General features: G+C 51.8%; 17 protein-coding genes. 4 read left to right on the top strand and 13 right to left on the bottom strand.

Features of this window, described 5'->3' with window-relative positions; genetic code table 11:
* Positions 1-70: 70 nt before the first annotated feature.
* Together AYK82_RS07730 and AYK82_RS07735 are read right to left on the bottom strand one after the other, a co-directional pair.
* Positions 71-1,045, bottom strand: coding sequence for a TRAP transporter substrate-binding protein (locus tag AYK82_RS07730; RefSeq protein WP_068313688.1), 975 nt, complete (start codon positions 1,043-1,045; stop codon positions 71-73).
* 251 nt (positions 1,046-1,296) lie between these two features.
* Positions 1,297-2,196, bottom strand: a complete 900-nt coding sequence (locus AYK82_RS07735; protein ID WP_068313690.1) for a dihydrodipicolinate synthase family protein — start codon at positions 2,194-2,196, stop codon at positions 1,297-1,299.
* A gap of 276 nt (positions 2,197-2,472) precedes the next feature.
* On the opposite strand from AYK82_RS07735, the gene AYK82_RS07740 reads away from it, so the two are divergent.
* Complete coding sequence (locus tag AYK82_RS07740) at positions 2,473-3,183, top strand: FCD domain-containing protein (RefSeq protein ID WP_068313693.1); 711 nt, start codon at positions 2,473-2,475, stop codon at positions 3,181-3,183.
* Here the strand turns inward: AYK82_RS07740 and AYK82_RS07745 are convergent.
* The 9 genes from AYK82_RS07745 to AYK82_RS07785 all read right to left on the bottom strand — a co-directional run bounded on the left by AYK82_RS07745 (position 3,180) and on the right by AYK82_RS07785 (position 12,066).
* Entirely contained in the window at positions 3,180-4,637 is a 1,458-nt protein-coding gene (locus tag AYK82_RS07745) for an aldehyde dehydrogenase family protein (protein ID WP_082733812.1), read from the bottom strand. The two genes, AYK82_RS07740 and AYK82_RS07745, sit on opposite strands and share 4 nt — an antisense overlap.
* A 20-nt stretch (positions 4,638-4,657) precedes the next feature.
* Positions 4,658-5,440 carry an HpcH/HpaI aldolase family protein gene (locus AYK82_RS07750; RefSeq protein WP_068313699.1) on the bottom strand — a complete coding sequence of 261 codons (783 nt, stop codon included), beginning with the start codon at positions 5,438-5,440 and terminating at the stop codon, positions 4,658-4,660.
* 10 nt (positions 5,441-5,450) lie between these two features.
* Positions 5,451-5,735 (bottom strand): SAF domain-containing protein, encoded by a 285-nt coding sequence (locus AYK82_RS07755; RefSeq protein ID WP_068313701.1) that lies wholly within the window; start codon positions 5,733-5,735, stop codon positions 5,451-5,453.
* Positions 5,732-6,898: a UxaA family hydrolase gene (locus tag AYK82_RS07760; protein WP_068313704.1), complete on the bottom strand. Its 1,167-nt coding sequence runs from the start codon at positions 6,896-6,898 to the stop codon at positions 5,732-5,734. The genes AYK82_RS07755 and AYK82_RS07760 overlap by 4 nt, the downstream gene beginning before the upstream one ends.
* A gap of 18 nt (positions 6,899-6,916) precedes the next feature.
* Positions 6,917-7,867, bottom strand: a complete 951-nt coding sequence (locus tag AYK82_RS07765; protein WP_068313707.1) for an amidohydrolase family protein — start codon at positions 7,865-7,867, stop codon at positions 6,917-6,919.
* Positions 7,868-7,919: 52 nt separating this feature from the next.
* The gene (locus AYK82_RS07770) at positions 7,920-9,020 is read right to left on the bottom strand and encodes an enolase C-terminal domain-like protein (RefSeq protein WP_068313710.1); all 1,101 of its coding nucleotides are present in this window, start codon (positions 9,018-9,020) and stop codon (positions 7,920-7,922) included.
* Positions 9,021-9,034: 14 nt separating this feature from the next.
* A complete protein-coding gene (locus tag AYK82_RS07775; RefSeq protein ID WP_068313713.1) occupies positions 9,035-10,516 on the bottom strand; it encodes a tripartite tricarboxylate transporter permease in 1,482 nt (493 codons plus the stop codon).
* A gap of 2 nt (positions 10,517-10,518) precedes the next feature.
* Positions 10,519-11,016, bottom strand: coding sequence for a tripartite tricarboxylate transporter TctB family protein (locus tag AYK82_RS07780; protein ID WP_068313715.1), 498 nt, complete (start codon positions 11,014-11,016; stop codon positions 10,519-10,521).
* Between the two features lie 84 nt (positions 11,017-11,100).
* On the bottom strand, positions 11,101-12,066 hold the full coding sequence (locus AYK82_RS07785) for a Bug family tripartite tricarboxylate transporter substrate binding protein (RefSeq protein WP_068313718.1): 966 nt from the start codon (positions 12,064-12,066) through the stop codon (positions 11,101-11,103).
* A 272-nt stretch (positions 12,067-12,338) separates the two neighbouring features.
* Here AYK82_RS07785 and AYK82_RS07790 point away from each other — a divergent pair, with 272 nt between their 5' ends.
* The gene (locus tag AYK82_RS07790; protein ID WP_068313720.1) at positions 12,339-13,046 is read left to right on the top strand and encodes a GntR family transcriptional regulator; all 708 of its coding nucleotides are present in this window, start codon (positions 12,339-12,341) and stop codon (positions 13,044-13,046) included.
* 416 nt (positions 13,047-13,462) lie between these two features.
* On the opposite strand, the gene AYK82_RS07795 is transcribed toward AYK82_RS07790, so the two are convergent.
* On the bottom strand, positions 13,463-14,359 hold the full coding sequence (locus AYK82_RS07795) for an NAD-dependent epimerase/dehydratase family protein (RefSeq protein ID WP_068313723.1): 897 nt from the start codon (positions 14,357-14,359) through the stop codon (positions 13,463-13,465).
* 130 nt (positions 14,360-14,489) lie between these two features.
* On the opposite strand from AYK82_RS07795, the gene AYK82_RS07800 reads away from it, so the two are divergent.
* Positions 14,490-15,419 (top strand): LysR family transcriptional regulator, encoded by a 930-nt coding sequence (locus tag AYK82_RS07800; protein WP_068313726.1) that lies wholly within the window; start codon positions 14,490-14,492, stop codon positions 15,417-15,419.
* A gap of 74 nt (positions 15,420-15,493) precedes the next feature.
* A complete protein-coding gene (locus tag AYK82_RS07805) occupies positions 15,494-16,183 on the top strand; it encodes an IS6 family transposase (RefSeq protein ID WP_068313729.1) in 690 nt (229 codons plus the stop codon).
* Between the two features lie 137 nt (positions 16,184-16,320).
* Here AYK82_RS07805 and AYK82_RS07810 read toward each other — a convergent pair whose 3' ends face one another.
* Positions 16,321-17,151: an aminoglycoside phosphotransferase family protein gene (locus AYK82_RS07810; RefSeq protein WP_068313732.1), complete on the bottom strand. Its 831-nt coding sequence runs from the start codon at positions 17,149-17,151 to the stop codon at positions 16,321-16,323.
* Positions 17,152-17,451: the final 300 nt, after the last annotated feature.

Raw genomic sequence — 17,451 nt, forward strand, 5'->3', positions numbered from 1 at the left:
ATGGACGTTGGCACAGACCAAAGCGTATGGGCAGCGCCCTTATCTGCATCAGAAAAGGGCGCTGTTTTACTTATTTTTTCGCGGCAGCAATCGCGTCGAGAACTTTTTGTGCGTCTGGTTGTTCTGCAATCAACTCGTCGTAGATAGGCTTAACCTTCGCTTGGAAGGCAGCTTTATCTGCTTCGTTGAATTTGATGCCCTGTCGTTCTGTTGCTTCCTTAACGGATTTTTCTACAACATTCATGGCAAGGCCAATTTCATAGTCAGTTGCTTCTTTACCTGCTTGCTTGATAGCTTTGAGCTGCTCAGCGGTCAGCTTGGCTTTGGTTGCTTCACCCATGATGATGAATTCTGGGTAGTTGAAGTGTTCATCCCAAGAGTAGTAGTTCACAACTTCACCATGGCGGTGTTCAATCAGTGCCTGAACTGCGTTTTCTGCACCATCAACGACACCTTGGCTAAGCGCGGTGTAAACATCACCCATTGGCAGCGGCGTTGGAGAAGCGCCAAGAAGATTCATGGTTTTGATCGCCATTTGGCTGTTCATCACACGGATCTTCATGCCTTTCAGGTCGTCTGGAGTGTTGATTGGCTTGTCTTTGGTGTAGAAGCTACGCGGGCCAATAACGAAGAAGTTAACAGCGGTGATACCGTCTTTTTCCATGCCTTCAAAAATAAGCTTGCCTGCTTCACCATTCATGGCATCAATCAGGTGCTGGCTGCTGGAGAATACGTAGGGAAGAGTTACTGGTTTTACAGAGTTTGTGAAGCTGTCCAGAGTGGAAGATGCGACGCGCGCCATATCCAGCACGCCCTTCTTCACCTGCTCAACGTTCTCACGCTCACTGCCAAGAATACCATTTGAGAACACTTGGACAGTGACCTCACCATCGGTAAGTTCGTTAACGCGTTCAGCGAAGAACTTAACACCTTCAGCGTTTGGGACACCTTCAGGCATGGTATCAGCCAAACGCAAAGTGGTTGCGAAAGAACTGGTTGCCAAAGTCATTCCAAGAAGTGCAACAGCGATTTTGGAGAATTTCATCTCGTTACCTCATAGCGATCAGGTCACACAGCAGAGCATGGCGTGACACTATTATGGCTTTGCCTAACCCCTAGCGGTTCAAGCCAAGCCTTTTTAAGGAGGTCTGGAGCAATAACGAAACGTCAACCTGCAATAACTTGCTGTGACTTGTCGTCATCATAGTTTATGGCTTGCCTCCCGATGAAGCCACAAATTCAGGCCGCTCGCATCTACGAGCGGACAAGAGGTGACCGAAAGGCCACCCCGTTATCTTACTTGGCGATCCAGTCTCTAAAGCCTGGTGCGTTCACCGCATCCTCGATGATCTTGCGAGGATTATCTCCACGAAGCGTAAATGGCGCCCGTGAAGGACCGCAATCAACGCCAAGGATTTCTAGAGTGAGCTTGGTGCCAGGCATAACGCCGGTTTGTATGATCGCGCGAACATAATCCTGCGAAATCATTTGCAACTCACGCATGCGCATAAGATCATTTGCCTGAGCCGCCTCATGGATAGCCATGTAAAGGTTACCAAGGACATTGTAGGTGGTGCCAATACCCCCATCTACGCCGAGTGCATAAGCGCTGGAGAGCAATTCATCAAAGCCGTAGAAATAAGCAACGTCTGGGCGAGCTTTCTGCAGGCAAGATAGGCCAAACAAATCAGAGCTGGTGAACTTCAACCCAGTTACGTTTGGCAGATCAAGCACCTTGACCATCTCATCAATCGGCGTTGGGCGACCTGTCCGGAATGGCGCTTCATACACGATCAACGGCAGATCGGTTGCCTGAGACAGTGCACGATAATACTCGAAAATTTCCTGCTGATTGAAAGGATAAGAGTGAGGGGGGAGGGCGGATAGCCCATCATATCCAAGCGCAGCCGCATTTTCCGCTAGCGCGATAGATTCTTTCAAAGATGGCTGCCCAACATGGGCAATCAGCTGCTTGCCTGTTGCTTTTGCACTGTCACGACATTGAACTTGCTGCTGCTTCAGTTCTGCAAAGCTCATCAGCGCGCCTTCTGCGCTGCTACCGCCTACAAACAAGCCAGTTACGTTTTGCCGCAAAACATAGCCAAGAATGTTTTCCTGGCGTTTGGCGCAGTACTCACCCGCATCTGTGAAACCCGTAAGCAATGCCACGTGCAAACCGGATAGAATCTTTGTCATTGTTGATCCCAACATTTTCTTGGCGCTCAGCAGCCTCCCTGAGAGCGCGTAGACAAATTAATACCAATTCACGACAAATACACAAGTGATGTATAACACTTACAAATTCTTTGTCGCCAATCTATCATTTTTGGCATACCATTCTCTCAATCACCAAGGACCTCACAGGCATACTTTGAATACAAACTAAAATTGCAGTTCGTCGCATAGAATGGTTTCAGGTAATTTGTTAGGACGCGCTATTGCGAAAAGGCGGCACCGATAGGGGAAGAAACAATGGCGCATACGATAGAAAAGCACTCATCATTCACGATAGCAGAAACGCTGATTGCGGAAATCGTGTCAGGCGTGTTTTCGCAGACCACAAACTTGCCATCGGAACGCGAACTCTGTGAACGGTTCAATGTATCGCGTACCATTATTCGTGAGGCAATCCTGCGTATTCAACTTGCGGGATACTTGGAAATACAGCCTGGCCGTAGGGCACAGGTTACCACTCCCAAAGTGGCACAGATTATAGAAACAGCCGCGCAACAAATCCAACGAGTTCTTGGGAAAACCGAGAGCATTTCGCAAATGGAGCAAATCAGACAGCATCTTGAATGCGGGTCTGTTCGCGAAGCAGTTCACAAGGCATCAAATCAGCAGATTGCGCTAATGCGCGACGCGCTGGAGCACAACTATCACGCTATCGGCACCCCCCAGTTCCTCGCAACCGACAACGCGTTTCACAAAAGCATTGCTATCGTTTCCGGCAATGAGATGATCCTCGCACTTTATGGAGATTATCTAGACACAATGCTGGCGCAGCGCCCGACGTGGCAAGATCCAGAAGCGCATGATCGCTTGGTCTACAAAGAGCATTTAGCTATCTATGAATGCATCTTGGGAGGGGACGCGGACAAAGCCGCGGCCCTCATGCGGCGGCATCTGGAGCGATCCTATCGCTCCAGACTGCTTTCAGTTGAGCCACTTGCCATCGATTAGCGTTGGTAAATTGACTGCTCGCGTGTAAAGAAATCCAGCGAACTGCGCCCGACTGAGCCTGTTCCCAAGCCCGAGTTTTTCGTACCGATGAATGGCATGTTGTCATCAGGTGTTGTGCCATGATTGATGTGCAACATGCCGACCTCTGCCTGCGACTGTACAAGATCCTGCACGTGTCTGTCATTGCTAAATAAAGCGGCGGTCAGGCCGAACTTGGTGGCATTGAGCTTTTCAATGGCCTCTTCAGGACTGTTAAAGGTCTCAAGCGTCAGGACCGGGCCAAATACCTCTTCCTGAACTGCCGGATTTTGTAGGTTGCTGCAACCAAGCAGTGTTGGTTGAAAAAACAGACCGTTCGAGCTGGCATCCGGCGCAAACCGTTTCCCACCAAGAAGAAGTTCCGCCCCAGCAGAAACAGCGCGCTCAACAATGCCCTCAATCGCTTTTAGCTGGCCTGCTGTGGTAATCGGCCCCAAAGAGGTCCTCTCTATGCGTCCATCACCAGCGATGAGTTTGGCAAAATAAGTTTTGGCGAGCTCGATAACACGGTCTCGATGGCTCTCATGAACAATAAGACGCGATATGGCCGTGCAGCGTTGCCCTGCGCATTGTAGCGCTGCTGCAAACACCTGCTCAAGTACTGCCGGAAGATCACAATCCCGATCAAGGATCGCTGCATTTTTACCGCCCAACTCCAAGGAAACAGGAGTGAGGTTTGCACCCGCAACAGCCGCGATCTTTTGGCCCGTTGTCACCGAACCGGTAAATGCAACAGCTTTGATGTTATGATGGGCGACCAACTGCGCCGCCACATCTGCACCACCACACACATATTGCAGCACACCGTCCGGCAGAATTCCATCTGCCAGCTTCACCAATGTAAGAGCGGCGGCTGGCGTATACTCAGAGGGCTTGAGCAAGGCCGTGTTGCCCACGAGTAAAGCAGGAACCACCTTTCGCAGCGGAGTCATTACAGGGAAATTCCAAGGACATATCGCCGCGATCGCACCTAAGGGGCGCCGTAGACACAGATTGCGCTGTTCTGCGTGGCTTGAAGGCAGCTCATACCCGCCATGGTTTGCAGCAAAGGCAATCATCATACGCGCTTCACGTAAAGATTTCCCAATCTCTGCATTTGCTTCTCGAAGCGGCTTGCCTTGTTGCTGTGTGATTTGCGCCGCAAGCTGCTCAGCACTTCCCTCAATAGTCTCAAGCCACTGGGAGACAAGGCGGCTGCGCTGCGGCAAAGGCATGTTTTTCCAGCTTGTAAAGCTCGCTGTCGCCTTCGTGACAGCGGCATCGACATGCACAGAGTTTGCCCATTCATAACAACCGGTTTTCTCGGTTTGATCTGCTGGACTATAGCAGGTCACTGCTTGAAGGGGCGTTTCTCCGGCCATAAGCGAAGGCCAAATTGCCGGAGCTACGGGAGCGTCTAAGGTTCTTTTTGACATAATAATCGGAGTTTCCCGTGTTATCTAAGTAGCGACATCGCGCCGTTGCGCAAGAAGGCCTGATCGGAACCTCCCGGCGCCAGTGCAATACCTTCCATTTGCAGTTGCTCAGAGCTTTTGCCCGGAAATGGGAGGCACCCAGCAAGTTTTCCCGAAGCTTTGACTTGCGATAGGATAGAATGCAGCGCGCTTTGGAAGATGTCGCACTCATAATCACGAAAAACACCGAGTGCAGCTGACAAATCATTGGGGCCTACAAAGAAGCCGTCGACGCGCTCTTCCTTAAGCATCTCCGGCAGGTTATCGATAGCCTGTGGGCTCTCCACCTGCAAAAACACTGTGATCGCCTCATTCGCATTGGCGAAATAGCTCTCCGCTTCATAGCCATAATCGGCGGCGGTTATAGCCCCAACGGCAACCCCGCGCTGCCCCTCTGGGGCGAAAAGCGCAGAACTCATAATGGAACGCGCCTGTTCAGCATCATCAACACAAGGCGCGAGCAGTCCGCTTGCGCCGGTATCCAGAATGCGCTTGATCGCACCGGCAGAGTGATCCGGCAAACGGACAATAATCGCCGTATCAAAGTGTTCCAGCGCCAAAACCTGTGCGCGCAAGCCATCTATGCTGCCAGCGCCATGCTCCAAATCTACTATTAAGTAATCAAGACCGGCACGCGCCATGAGATAGGCTACATCTGCGCTGCCCAGAGTGGACCAAGCACCATAGACAGGCTGTCGCGCAGCTAGCTTTCGGCGGAATTTCAAAGCTTTTTCAAGTGAACGAGGCAATACAGCCGTAGTCATCACGTTGTCCTCAAGTAGAGCTGCGCAGGCTGCGCAAATTATGTATGTGTACCCATTGGCCAATCTCTATCGGCTGGTAGGCAAAACCAATATCAAAGCCACCGCGATGAATGACCGCACCTTCCTCGATGCTTTGCACTGCAATTTTATGATAACGGGGAATGGCCTCCTTGGCCTGAAAAACCCTTGGAGAGGCAAGGCCTTGAACGTGTATCTCGTCACCTGCCGCAACCTCGTGCATCACATTGGCGATAGGATCCTCCTGCCGTAGTACTCTGGCTATTTTTCGGCTCATAGTGCAGCTCCAAACCGGCTGATGGTTTCATCACCTTCTTTGAGTATTTCGCCATAAGTGCTGGCGCCGCTGGCAACGGCACACATGTATCCAACAAGATCTTGGGTAACCGCTTCCAGAGATTGCGAGCTGTCAAGAAGCAGCGCACTTGCATCAAAATCAATCTGCTCTAGCAAGCGGCGACAGGTGCCATCATTAGCGCTGATCTTGATAGTTGGTGCCAATGCACTCACATAGCTGTTGCCAAGACCAGTGGTGAAAAGATTGAGCTGCGCTCCAGCGCTGCAAAAGCCGCTGAGCGATTCTGGCGTATAACTTGCAGCATTCATTAGGTGTAGGCCCGGTGATTGCGGGGCCTCGCCGTACTTCAGTAAGGATTGTATCTGGCTAGATCCCGCTTTGGCGGCGGAACCGCTTGCTTTCTCTTCGATTGTTGAAAGGCCACCGCGGATGTTTGCAGCATTTGGATTGATGCCAAGCAGGTCAATGCCAGCATCCAGCGCGCTGAATTCTAATCCCTTTACAGCGTCAATGATCGCTTTGCCTGTGGCGTCATCTTTGGCGCGCGCAGCTAACTGACGTTCGGTACCCAGCCACTCCAGCGTCTCTCCAAGGATAACTTGCGCTCCATTGGTAACCAGATGATCGCTAACAGCGCCTAGGAGCGGATTTGCTGCTAGGCCTGAAGTGGGGTCTGACAACCCACACTCCAGCCCCACGCGAAGCGCAGAAAGGGGAAATTCGCGCCGTTTATGCCCGGAGCATTCGTGTAGCAAGCGCGCGCCTGCTCGAATGGCCCGATCTGTCAGTGTGAGGCAATCATGGTCCACCTCATCAAGACAAATAGCGTAAAACGGACGACCACTGCGCGCTGCAACCTCACTTAAGCGATCACAACGCGGACGGTCCGCACTGATGATAAGAAGAGCACCGTTGTTGGGGTGGAGAGCAAAGCCAAGAAGTGCTCGCTCGGTACTCTCAAGATCATCACCAATCATTCCCATGCCATATGGTGTTGAAGCAAGCACTGACCCGGCAAGGGAGGAATGTACCCGCCGCGCCGTTGGTGCTGTGAGGCCTGTCGCATTCAATACCAGCAAGTGGTTCCGAACACCCGGCAGGCCGGACACACGTTCGTACCCGCTAAACCCATTCGGTTGCATTCCTGCCCTCCATTCTTGTTATGAGAAAAAGGCCTTTTCAGCGGCGCCCGCCAGCAACCACTGTTTTTCATCGGCACTCAGGCCAAGTCCAGAATTGATCAGATCAAATGAGGCCTGCAGGTTATGCGGCTTTTCATACTCAAGAACCGGAAGGTCAGAGCCCCACATCAAACGCTCCACGCCATAGGCTTCAATCAGCTTCGCAATCTGCGACTTCAGTTTATCGTAGGGTGGCAGATCAAACTTGTTAAAGCCGGAGACTTTGACAAATACATTCTCTCTTTTGGCAAGTGCCAACAGGCGACCAAGTTGCTTGTCATCCCCGGGCATCACAGTACCCATGTGGTCAATAACAACGCGGGTTTGTGGGTGCTTGTCGCAAAGCGCCGCAATATGCAGCAGAGCGTCATCATCCATCTTGGCATTGTTGCGGATTAGCGGGCAGATATTAAGATTTTCATTCGCGGCAACTTTGAACATCTCGTTCATGATAGGCGAGGCCACCCAATCAGCAGTGCCAAACCCACGCACGCGGAAGCCCTTAACTCCCTCAGCCTTTTTCTCAAGCATGAGAGCCGGGCCCTGCTCATTGGTTTCTCCAACTGCGCCAACAACTGCAAACTGGCCTGGATGCTCTTTGGCAGCGTCTGTCAGATAGGAACTGTCAAGGCCGTGATACCAAATGTGCTGTACAAGCACGATCTTGTTCACCCGGAGCGGCTTTTCCAGTTGCAACAGCCCGCTGGCGCTTACATCTGTTGGCTTGAGGTCCTCCCGCGTGCGGCCCTTGTTCATCGGATAGCGGCTCAGATCGGAGCTCCATGCATGACAATGCGCGTCAACCCAGCTGCCTGCCTCCCCTTTGGCCCAAGCTAGTCCCGGCGCGCTGGCAAGCGCTAGCGCAGCGGTTGTACCAGCTAGAAATTGGCGCCGATCCAAACCAGATGTATGTAATTGTTTCTTCTTCATTTTCCCCTCCTCTTCAAACGAAGGTGACGGCACGCCGCCACCTCAAAAAACGCTAGAAAACTTTCTGCGTGCAGTTATCGATAAAGTCCCAATCCAAATCGATGCCCAGACCCGGCTTTTGCGGCAAGTGGGCCATGCCGTTTTCGATATGGATGTCTTCCTTCAAACCGATATTGAACAGGTGCTCTGGCACCAGAACCTCGAAGAACTCGCAGTTCTTCATAGCCGCCGCGCAGTGCAGATTGACCAACTCCAGTGGATGGTAGATCGCTGTGTGAATTTCGCAGTTCATAGCGAACGCCTCAGCTAAGTGTGCGGTTTTCATCATTGGCGTCACGCCGCCGCTCCAGCTCGCGTCAGCCCGCACGATGTCGATTGCGCGGCTGGCAATCAATTCAGCCACACCGCCGGGGTGATGCTCGGAGCACTCACCGCCGACAATCGGAATATGTAAGGAGCGCGCCAACTCACGGGTTGCACTGCTCGCCTCGTCATAGTGCGCTTCTTCCAGCCAGTAGTAGTCGAGATCTTGCAATAGCTTGCCGAATGCGAGGTTCTGCTGGAAGTTCATATTCCCCACCGGATCACTCATAAGTTTGAAATCCGGCCCCACCGCTTCACGGCAGGCAATATGGGCAGCAACACTCACTTTGTTATCCGCAGGCGGATGCAATTTATAAGCAGCCCAACCACGGTTTTTCAGGCGCAGCGCTTCTGCGGCATATGCTTCAGCGCTGTCCAGAGTTAGAGAGCTGCCGTAGATCGGCACAGCATCACGGTAGGCTCCTAGATACTTATAGAGAGGCAGATCGGCTGCAGTTGCTTCGGCTAGCCAGCAAGCAATATCAAATGGTGCCAGAACATAGCTTTGCGCAAAATTCCAAGCCCGGTTGTACTTGCGAAATTCATGCCAGTTCTGCTCGCGGTAAGCTGTGTCACGACCCAAGAAGAACGGCTTGACCACATCCTCGCTTACTTGCCCCATGGCATTTGCAGCACGACCACCAAAACCAAACGTGTCAATTTCGATGCCTTCATCGGTTTTAAGTTTTAACACCAAAAACTCGAAGGCTAATGGACGACCATCTTTGAGTTTATGGTCCGTGTCCGGTTCGTGGCGACAGGAGCGAATATCAATTCCAGTTATTTTCATCGCAAGGGGGATCCTTAGGCTTTACTTTTTTGAAACAAGGGTTTGACGAGCGGCATTGCGGCAATAATCAGAGATACTGCCAACATGCTGGTGGCGATTGGTTGCGAGAGCACGGCCCCAAAATTGCCATCCGAGAGCATCATGCCTGCGCGCAGCTCCCGCTCAGCGATTGGTGCAAGCACAAACCCAATGACAAAGGGACCGAGCGGAACGCGTAAACGCAGGAAAATCGCACCAAGAACTCCGAAGAACAGCAGAATCCAGACATCTGACAGGCGGTTGTTTGCGGCGAAAATGCCGATAACGCAGAACACAGAGATCGCAGCCAGCACAAACGCTTTCGGTATTTCCAAAAGGCGCGCCAAAATCGGGATGAACAACATCATCATGGCGAACATCACCATATTGGCGAGACCGTAGGTCATGATGATCGAGTAGACGATCTTGGGATTTTCTATGATCAGCATCGGACCAAGCTGGACATTATGAATTACCAGAGCGCCCATAAGGATGGCATCCACAGTACTTCCGGGTATGCCAAGGCTGATAAGCGGAATGAACGTACCGCCAATTGAGGCGTTGTTGGCAGCCTCAGTAGAAACCAAGCCTTCTTCGGCGCCTTTGCCGAATTTCTCCGGTTCTTCAGAGAGCGTGCGACTGGCGGAGTAGGCGACCATAGCGGCAATGTTTCCGCCAATCCCCGGCAGCAAACCGATCCAGGTGCCCAGCAAAGAGGAGCGCAGCAGATTCCAGCGATGGACCCAGTAGCCACGCTGAGAGACAAACAGCTCTTTAAGCGAGACACGCTGAGAGAAGCCCTGCACCGTGGAAGAGCCCACTTCATTGATAACTTGCGACAAGGCAAACACACCAACGAGCACTGGTAACAGGTTTAGCCCTGCGGACAGTGCCTCGATGCCAAAGGTAAAGCGCAGGGTGCCGGTTGTGCCATCAATGCCCGGCAACGAGAACAACATACCCAAGAAACCGGCCAATATGCCCTTGAAGAAGCTGTCGCCGCTCAACGCAGAAATTAACACCAGCGCCATCATCACCATGGCGAAGAACTCCCATGGGCCAAACTTTAGCGCGATAGACGCAAGTGGGGGGGCCAAGGTGAGCAGCAAAACAAAAGACACACAGCCGCCAACGAGCGAGGCAAATACACCAAGCGCCAAGGCTCGCGCAGCGCGCCCCTTTTGTGCCATCGGATATCCGTCGAGCGTAGTAAAGAAGGAGGACGGGGTACCCGGCATATTGATGAGAATGGCGGAGATTAGCCCGCCAGAGATACCGCCAACATACATGGCGACGAGCAGTGTCATCGCGTCTGTATCACGCATCATGTAGGTAACTGGTAAAGTAAGTGCGATGAGCATCGTGGTGCTAAGTCCGGGAATTGCACCCACCACAATCCCGAGAAACACCCCAAGAAACAGCATGCTTAGCGCCATAGGCTGCATAAGCCCTGTGATGGCCAAGAGAATCTGGTCCATAGCTACCCTATGCTCGGTATGTTGACGAAAAAGACTTTGGTGAACACCAATTCAAGCATCAGCCCGAAGGCCAAGCCGAGAATGCTTGCATTGAGCAAACTCCTACGCGTGATTGAGAGGCCGCAAGCAAACGTGGTGCCGATGAACAAAAGTGCCGCGAGAAGTGAAAACGGTACCCAAGCACTGTCAAACACCAGTAATATGGCCGCGAAGAATAGGATATACCCCGCCTTTGCCAGCATGCTTGCAATGAATGACGTTTGCTGGCCTGGTTCTTTTTGACCTGCTGTCATGCGTATAATGCGCGTTGTGCGAACAGCCTCGGTTACAGCGCAAGCCCATATAACAACAGCGAAGACTTGAGGTACGAATGCGGACCCCACTGGTTCAAACATTGGTGGTGGTAATGACAGGGACGCCGCATAAAATGCGGCCGCAATTCCCCCACCGAGCGCTGCGAAACACAGCGACCCTATAGCCTCGTCCCGGCTATTGGACATGATTAACTCCTTGGCAGTTAGACGAGGGCTCTCCCGATAACAGGGCAAAGCCCTCGCCTGTGGTGCCTTTAATTCCGGCAATCTTTATTGTGCTTTAACGACGGCCGCGGCGGCTTTAATCTCGCCGTAAGCGGCGGAATAAGCCGCAGTCGCTTCATCCCCAACAAGCACTTCACTCGTTAAGGTGCGCGCCTTAAGCATGCCTTGGAAGCTCTCGGTTTGCATAGCAGCCCGCAATGCGGCCTCTACCTTTTCCAACCGTGCTTTCGGTGTTCCCTTAGGGGCTATGATCCAGTTATAGTTGTTCCAAACCTGATCAATACCTAACTCACGGGCTGTTGGTACCTCTGGCAGAGCTGGGTGGCGCTCTGGCGCGTATTGAACCAGTGCGGTGATATCTGGGTTGCGATTGCCGACATATTCGCCCATTGAGTGGATTGTAATATCAGCATGCTTGCCGAGCACCGCTGCCAAACGTTTGGCGCCGCCACCTGCTTGCATCAGTTTTAGCTTCAAGCCTTCAACTTTGCTCGTCAGCATGACATGTTGCAAATGAGGGGCGCTTCCAAGTGCAGTCGCCTCAACAACCGAACCCGGTTCTTCTTTTGCCTTCACGACTACGTCTGAAAGAGTTTTAAAGCCACTGTCTGCACGGGCGATGAGGATAGAGTTCCAGCGCCCAAACATGGCAACGGTCTCCACGTCATCCGGTGTAACCTTAGAAATACCGAGGGCGTTGGAAGTCAGCAGACCGAAGTGCCAAAGGCCGAGCGTATATCCGTCCGGTTCAGCTTTTGCTACAGCACCGCCCCCAACAGAGCCACCAGCGCCCGGCATATTCACCACGACTACAGGCGCGCCTAGTAGATCATTTTTGTCAATCGCAAGCTGCAATGCCCGAGCAACAGTGTCGCTGCCGCCCCCAGCACCAAATGGCACGATCAGCTTCACCGGCTTTTCTGGGTAGCTGTCTGCCGAGGCAGAAACAGCCGCGCCACACAACATAAGCACTGATAGCATGCTTTTTATGGTCGTTTTTACAGGGTTCATTTGGTCCTCCTCCCAAACTCAAATTTACAATCTCATCTGAGATCTCAGCAAAGAGTTGAATTAATAGCTAGCTTCTGTCAAGCTCATTTGCTAGGAGAAAACGCAGGGCGAAGCACGAAACGACTGGTATAATTTCGTAAGTTACTCAAATAGTAATAATAATTATGATCCTAGAGAACACAATTATTTACGCAATTTTGCGGAGAGATTTGAGCAGAATACAACCAATTACGATGTCGCGCGCTCAAAACCAGTAGAATCAAGGTAGCAGCATGGCTAAGGAACAAAGTACGGTAGATGAACAAGATGCGAACGAAAAATCCACCCGCACAATGCTTCGCGAAGATGCGTACTCAGCCTTTATCGACTGCATGTGGCAACGCACCTTTCGGCCCGGTCATCTGATCAGCCAGCGCGAGATCTGCTCAGCAACGGGATTTGCAATCACTGCTGTACGCGAAGCACTAAAACGACTTGAGAGCGAACGCGTAGTGACATTAATCCCGCAAAAAGGGGTGGTGCTGCGAGAGATCGGTGTTGATGAAATCAAAGACATTTATCAGGCGCGAAGACTGATAGAATTGCCTGCTATTCGCTGCTATGTTGCCAACGCCACATCCGAGGAGCTGCAAGGGTTTCGGGACAAAACCGAAAAGGTGCTCGCCTCATCACCGCAGTCGCGAGAAGCACGCATTCAGCTCGCTGTAGATCGACGCAAACTTGACAATCAACTGCATCGCACCTTCATCGCTGCGCTCGAAAACGAATTACTGACTGAGTTATTTCATAAATTGGAGACACGCTTGCTCCTCGTACAATTGCAACTACCAGCCCTCTACTCAGATCACGGCAATGCTTTTGAAGAGCATATGGAGATACTAACGGCGATTGCTGCTGGTAATCCTGAAAAAGCGGCAAAGGCACTTGATGATCACCTGCAAACAGCGGAAAGCAGGGCAATTAGTGCAGCAGAGTTTTGAGCAAGAGCACTGGATAGCCTTTTACTGTGCGGAGAGCTTGGGCATTTTGCGCAAATTAAAGATGCTGTCTGCTTTATCTGACATTGGTCGCACTCGGTTTCTGCAAACGGATTTTAGGCCTCAAGCTTAGCTGCGTGTGTCCACCTAGCAAAAACGTTGCTGCGATGAAGGTGAATGTCGATTGCAGAACGTTGGTGATGAGGAGATGCAGTCGCGGCAAAAAGCTTTGTAGTAGCAAGGAGGCTGCGCTTATCCTGAGCATCCGACACCATGGCAGGAAACTCAGCGGGCCATGGTTATCCAGCTTGATGGGGGCATGGTGCTTGAGCCGGCAACCAAATACCAGCGAATTGCACAAAAAGGATTGCCGCGTCACAGCCGCTAAGGGGAGGTACTGAGCCCTGACGCGGCAGTTATTAATTGGCAAACGCTGGTTCTGGCTGTGCTTGTGCTGTTTGGCGCGGGAGGGTGGCTTGTAACACAGCGCGCTCTGGGGTTAGCTGAAAATCTGGCAATAAGCGGTAAAACTTGCTGGTATCTAAATAGTGCGGCCTGTCGAAGAGATAGCGCATCTCCAGCATCTCGCGACCCAATGTCCAGAAAGGCGCAGCCAAATGCAAAAACCACCAAGGAAACTGAATGGTTTTTAGCGTACTGCCCGCACTTACCTCTATAAACTGACGGATTTCGTTGATGGACAGAACAGGGCCCGGCATGGCGACTTCTTCAAACGGTTCTAGCGTGTTGCGGATCCGGGTGAGCGCGAGAGCGGCCCGGGCCCAATCAGGAACATAGGTGTACTGGCGCTGAATATGTGGCGCTCCAAGCGCTGTAATCTTGCCTTTGTGCAGATCGTTGTAATAGAGCATATCAAACAGCGTACCTTGCTGATTTGGATCGATAAAATCTCCTGCCCGCAGGATGAGTGTCGCCACTCCACTCTGCTTGTACGCTGCCTCCATTTCTGTGCGAATTTTCCCTTTTCGCGTTTCTGGCGCGTGTGGGGTGTCTTCACTCCATACGCCGCCACTGCGCGCGTAAACATAGACATTTCCGGGAATGATTACTGTTGCCCCACTGGATTGGGCGGCCGCTATAACCTGCTCTGTAATGCGGGGTATTTCGGTCTCCCAATTTTTGTAGGCAGGAGGGTTGAGGCCGTTTATGATCAAGCTAGCGCCATTGGCTGCCTCGCTCATATTTTCAGTCTTGCGATTATAGCGGTGCACATTCCAGCCAGCTTGTTCAAATACATCTGCGCTGTGTCGACCAATTTTACCTGAGGCGCCCAATACAAGCACTTTATTTGTCATTGCTATGCTCCTTGTTAGCCAGAGAGGTACCGGTTCACTCCAAGACTGTTTGTTCCTACTACAACCAATAATGGCGTTAATTGCAGGAAATGGAATTGCCTATAGTTGGAACTGTGTTATTCATTTTTGCATGGCAGACCCTTTTAGTACCCTTGATTGGACGTTGGTGCGTAGCTTTGTTGCTGTTGCAAAGAGTGGTTCTCTTACAGCGGCAGCGAGCCTGCTCGACTTGTCGCAGCCAACTGTAGGTCGCCACATTAAAGAACTGGAAGCACTGATAAAGCTGGAATTGTTCACGCGCGTGCCGAAAGGGCTAGAGCTGAGTGGTAGCGGACGCGCGCTACTACCCCTAGCTGAGCAAATGGCAGAAAATGCTGCAAAGTTTGCGCTCGCAGCGGTGCGCGAAGATCACGAGGTAGTTGGGACGGTACGGATCAGTGCGTCTCGTGTCGTCTCTGAGTTTCTATTGCCTGATATACTGGTTGCGCTGCGCCGAAATACACCCCAATTGCAGCTTGAACTCCACAGCAGCGACGAGAGTGACAACTTATTGTTTCGCGAGGCAGATATCGCTGTGCGAATGTACAGGCCAACGCAACTGGATATGATTGCAAAGCGGCTTGGTGACATGCAATTGGGGCTGTTTGCCTCAGAAGTGTATCTTACAGAACATGGCACTCCTAAATCGCTTCAGGAGTCGCTCGCCTATAGTTGGGTGGGCTACGATAAATCGCAGCTGATGCTAGAGGGTTTCCGACGCTCGGGTGTTGACGTGGGAAAGGAACAATTTGCGCTGCGCTGTGATGATCAGACTGTGTATTGGCACTTGATTGCCGCCGGGGCCGGCATTGGCGCTGGCCCTTTGTTGGCGTCAGTTAACTTTCCTCAAGTCCGTCGTGTCATGACAGAGGTCGAAATTCCAGCTCTGCCTATCTGGCTAACTATGCCAGAGGCGCTACGCAACGTACCAAGATTTCGCAGAGCCTTTGACGCTCTAGTCGGCGCTCTTACAGCTAAGCTTCAAAGCGCGGCGAACAGGCACCCAACCACATGCCTATGATTATGATTTGGCGTTGTTACGTTAACTCCCGTGCCAGATTGCTAGGATAGCACAAGCGTAGGACTTCAGCTTCGATCAGTTACGAGCGCCAGTGTTTCCCGCCGCAGATCATTGCTCACGTGGTTTGGCTCTATCATCGCTTCTCTTTGAGCCTGCGCGAGGTTGAAGAGATGCTGTTGGAGCGAGGCATTGCGGTTTCGTGTGAGACCATCCGCCGATGGGGCCACAAGTTCGGCCCGAACTACGTTCGCGGCCTACGCCGTAAAGCCCGGAGTACTAATGATATTTGGTATCTGGATGAGGTTACTGTTAGCATTCAGGGTAAAAAGCGTTATCTGTGGCGTGCCGTTGATCAGGACGGGTATGTGCTTGACGAGATTTTGCAAAATCGGCGCAATACCAAGGCTGCAATGCGATTGCTAACCCGCCTTTTGAAGCAACAGGGCGTAGCGCCAAAGCGAATGATTACCGATAAACTTGGATCGTACAGCGCTGCTAAACGGAAAGTCATGCCACAGGTAGAGCACCGCTCCCACAAAGGGCTGAACAACCGTGCCGAGAACTCGCATTTGCCCTTGCGAAAACGCGAGCGAACGATGCAGAAGTTCAAGTCGCCGAGCCAACTTCAAAGGTTTCTGGCAGTCTTCTCCGGCCTTCGCAATCTTTTCGTTCCCCCTCACCATCAACGTTCCGCAATCGACATTCACCTACAGCGTCTAAGCGCCTTCGCCCAATGGAAAAACGCTACCATGATTGATGCCTGAGGCATAAGGTGAAAAGCTTCTTCCGACTCTTTCAAGTTAAAAAGCAGGCGTATTCGCCAGTGCTGCGAAGGTTTCATTCAGTCGTGTCAACACCAGCGTAGGTCCGGACACACTTTCCAATTGAACTCACGGCTCTATTACAGCAAGTACAAGAAGGTCTCGATGAGCTCAACATCCTTCGAACTGTCAGGGCCAAAAGAGCTCGAATGCGTCCAGGACAACGACAAGGCGCTGTAGGCGGCCGCCCAAGACAATAAGTGATTCTGAGTCACTTGGAGTCCAGCAGACCAAACGGCGGCCCGCTTAAGGATCGTCTCAGGTCGGCGGTAAAACTCTTCCGCACCTACGGGGTTGCGAAAGGCATTGGCTAACTCGAAAGTATGCTCGCCCAAGACACCTTTGGCGTCAAAAGCAAGATAGCCGCGCTCACTGCCTTTAATGTTGTCGTGATGAAAATCACCGTGAAGTGGGCGAATGTTCGTTTGTGTTGCGAGAAGCTTTTTAGCGAGTACTGCGGCAGCGCGGACGGTGGCTTCAGTCTTCTGCGGGCAATCAGCGGTGAACCTTGCTTCAAGGAGTGCGCGAAAACGATTTTCCAAAGGGTCAAGACTGGGAATTTCCCGGCTTGGCATCTGGTGCAATTGGTTTGCGGTTTCGATTAAGGCTTCTGTTGCTGCCCTATCGTCACCGCCCCTAGTCAAATCACCGGGGGACGAACCGTCAAGCCATTCCATCAAGACAGCGGAATTTGTTCGTGCATAAACACGTGCTGCGCCAAGGCCGTCTTGTGCAACCAGCAAATCAAAACCCGGCGCTTCGTCTTGAAAGTTGTCATCTTTGTAAAGCTTCACAGCTGCCGAATTTCCATCTGCTAGTTTCACGCGCCATACCGAAGCAATATTGGTATCTGTAACATGTGATGGAGAATGGGCAGAAAACTCGTTTAGTAGATCTTGTGAAAGAGACATAGTTCTTCTCAACTATAAAGCACAAAAATGAACGAAATATTCGGGAACGTCGCACCTGTTCGAGTGCGGCTGCAGCTGAAACCTATGCGGCACCTTTCGCGAGTGAGCAACCTTGGATAGTTGTCTGGAGATTCCTTACCTTTGTACGTCTCTCACCGAGGCAAAGTTAGCAATCGCAATGGCCGGGGGCGAGTGCGGTTACCCGGAAATATCCGCCGGGCCGCTTGATGTTTACATTCCGTTCGAGCTTAGCGCAGGATTTTAAGCAGATCTTGTTCTGATTTCATGTACTGCCTCACA

It is taken from the genome of Polycladidibacter hongkongensis (genome assembly GCF_001561995.1).
Lineage (GTDB): Bacteria > Pseudomonadota > Alphaproteobacteria > Rhizobiales > Stappiaceae > Pseudovibrio > Pseudovibrio hongkongensis.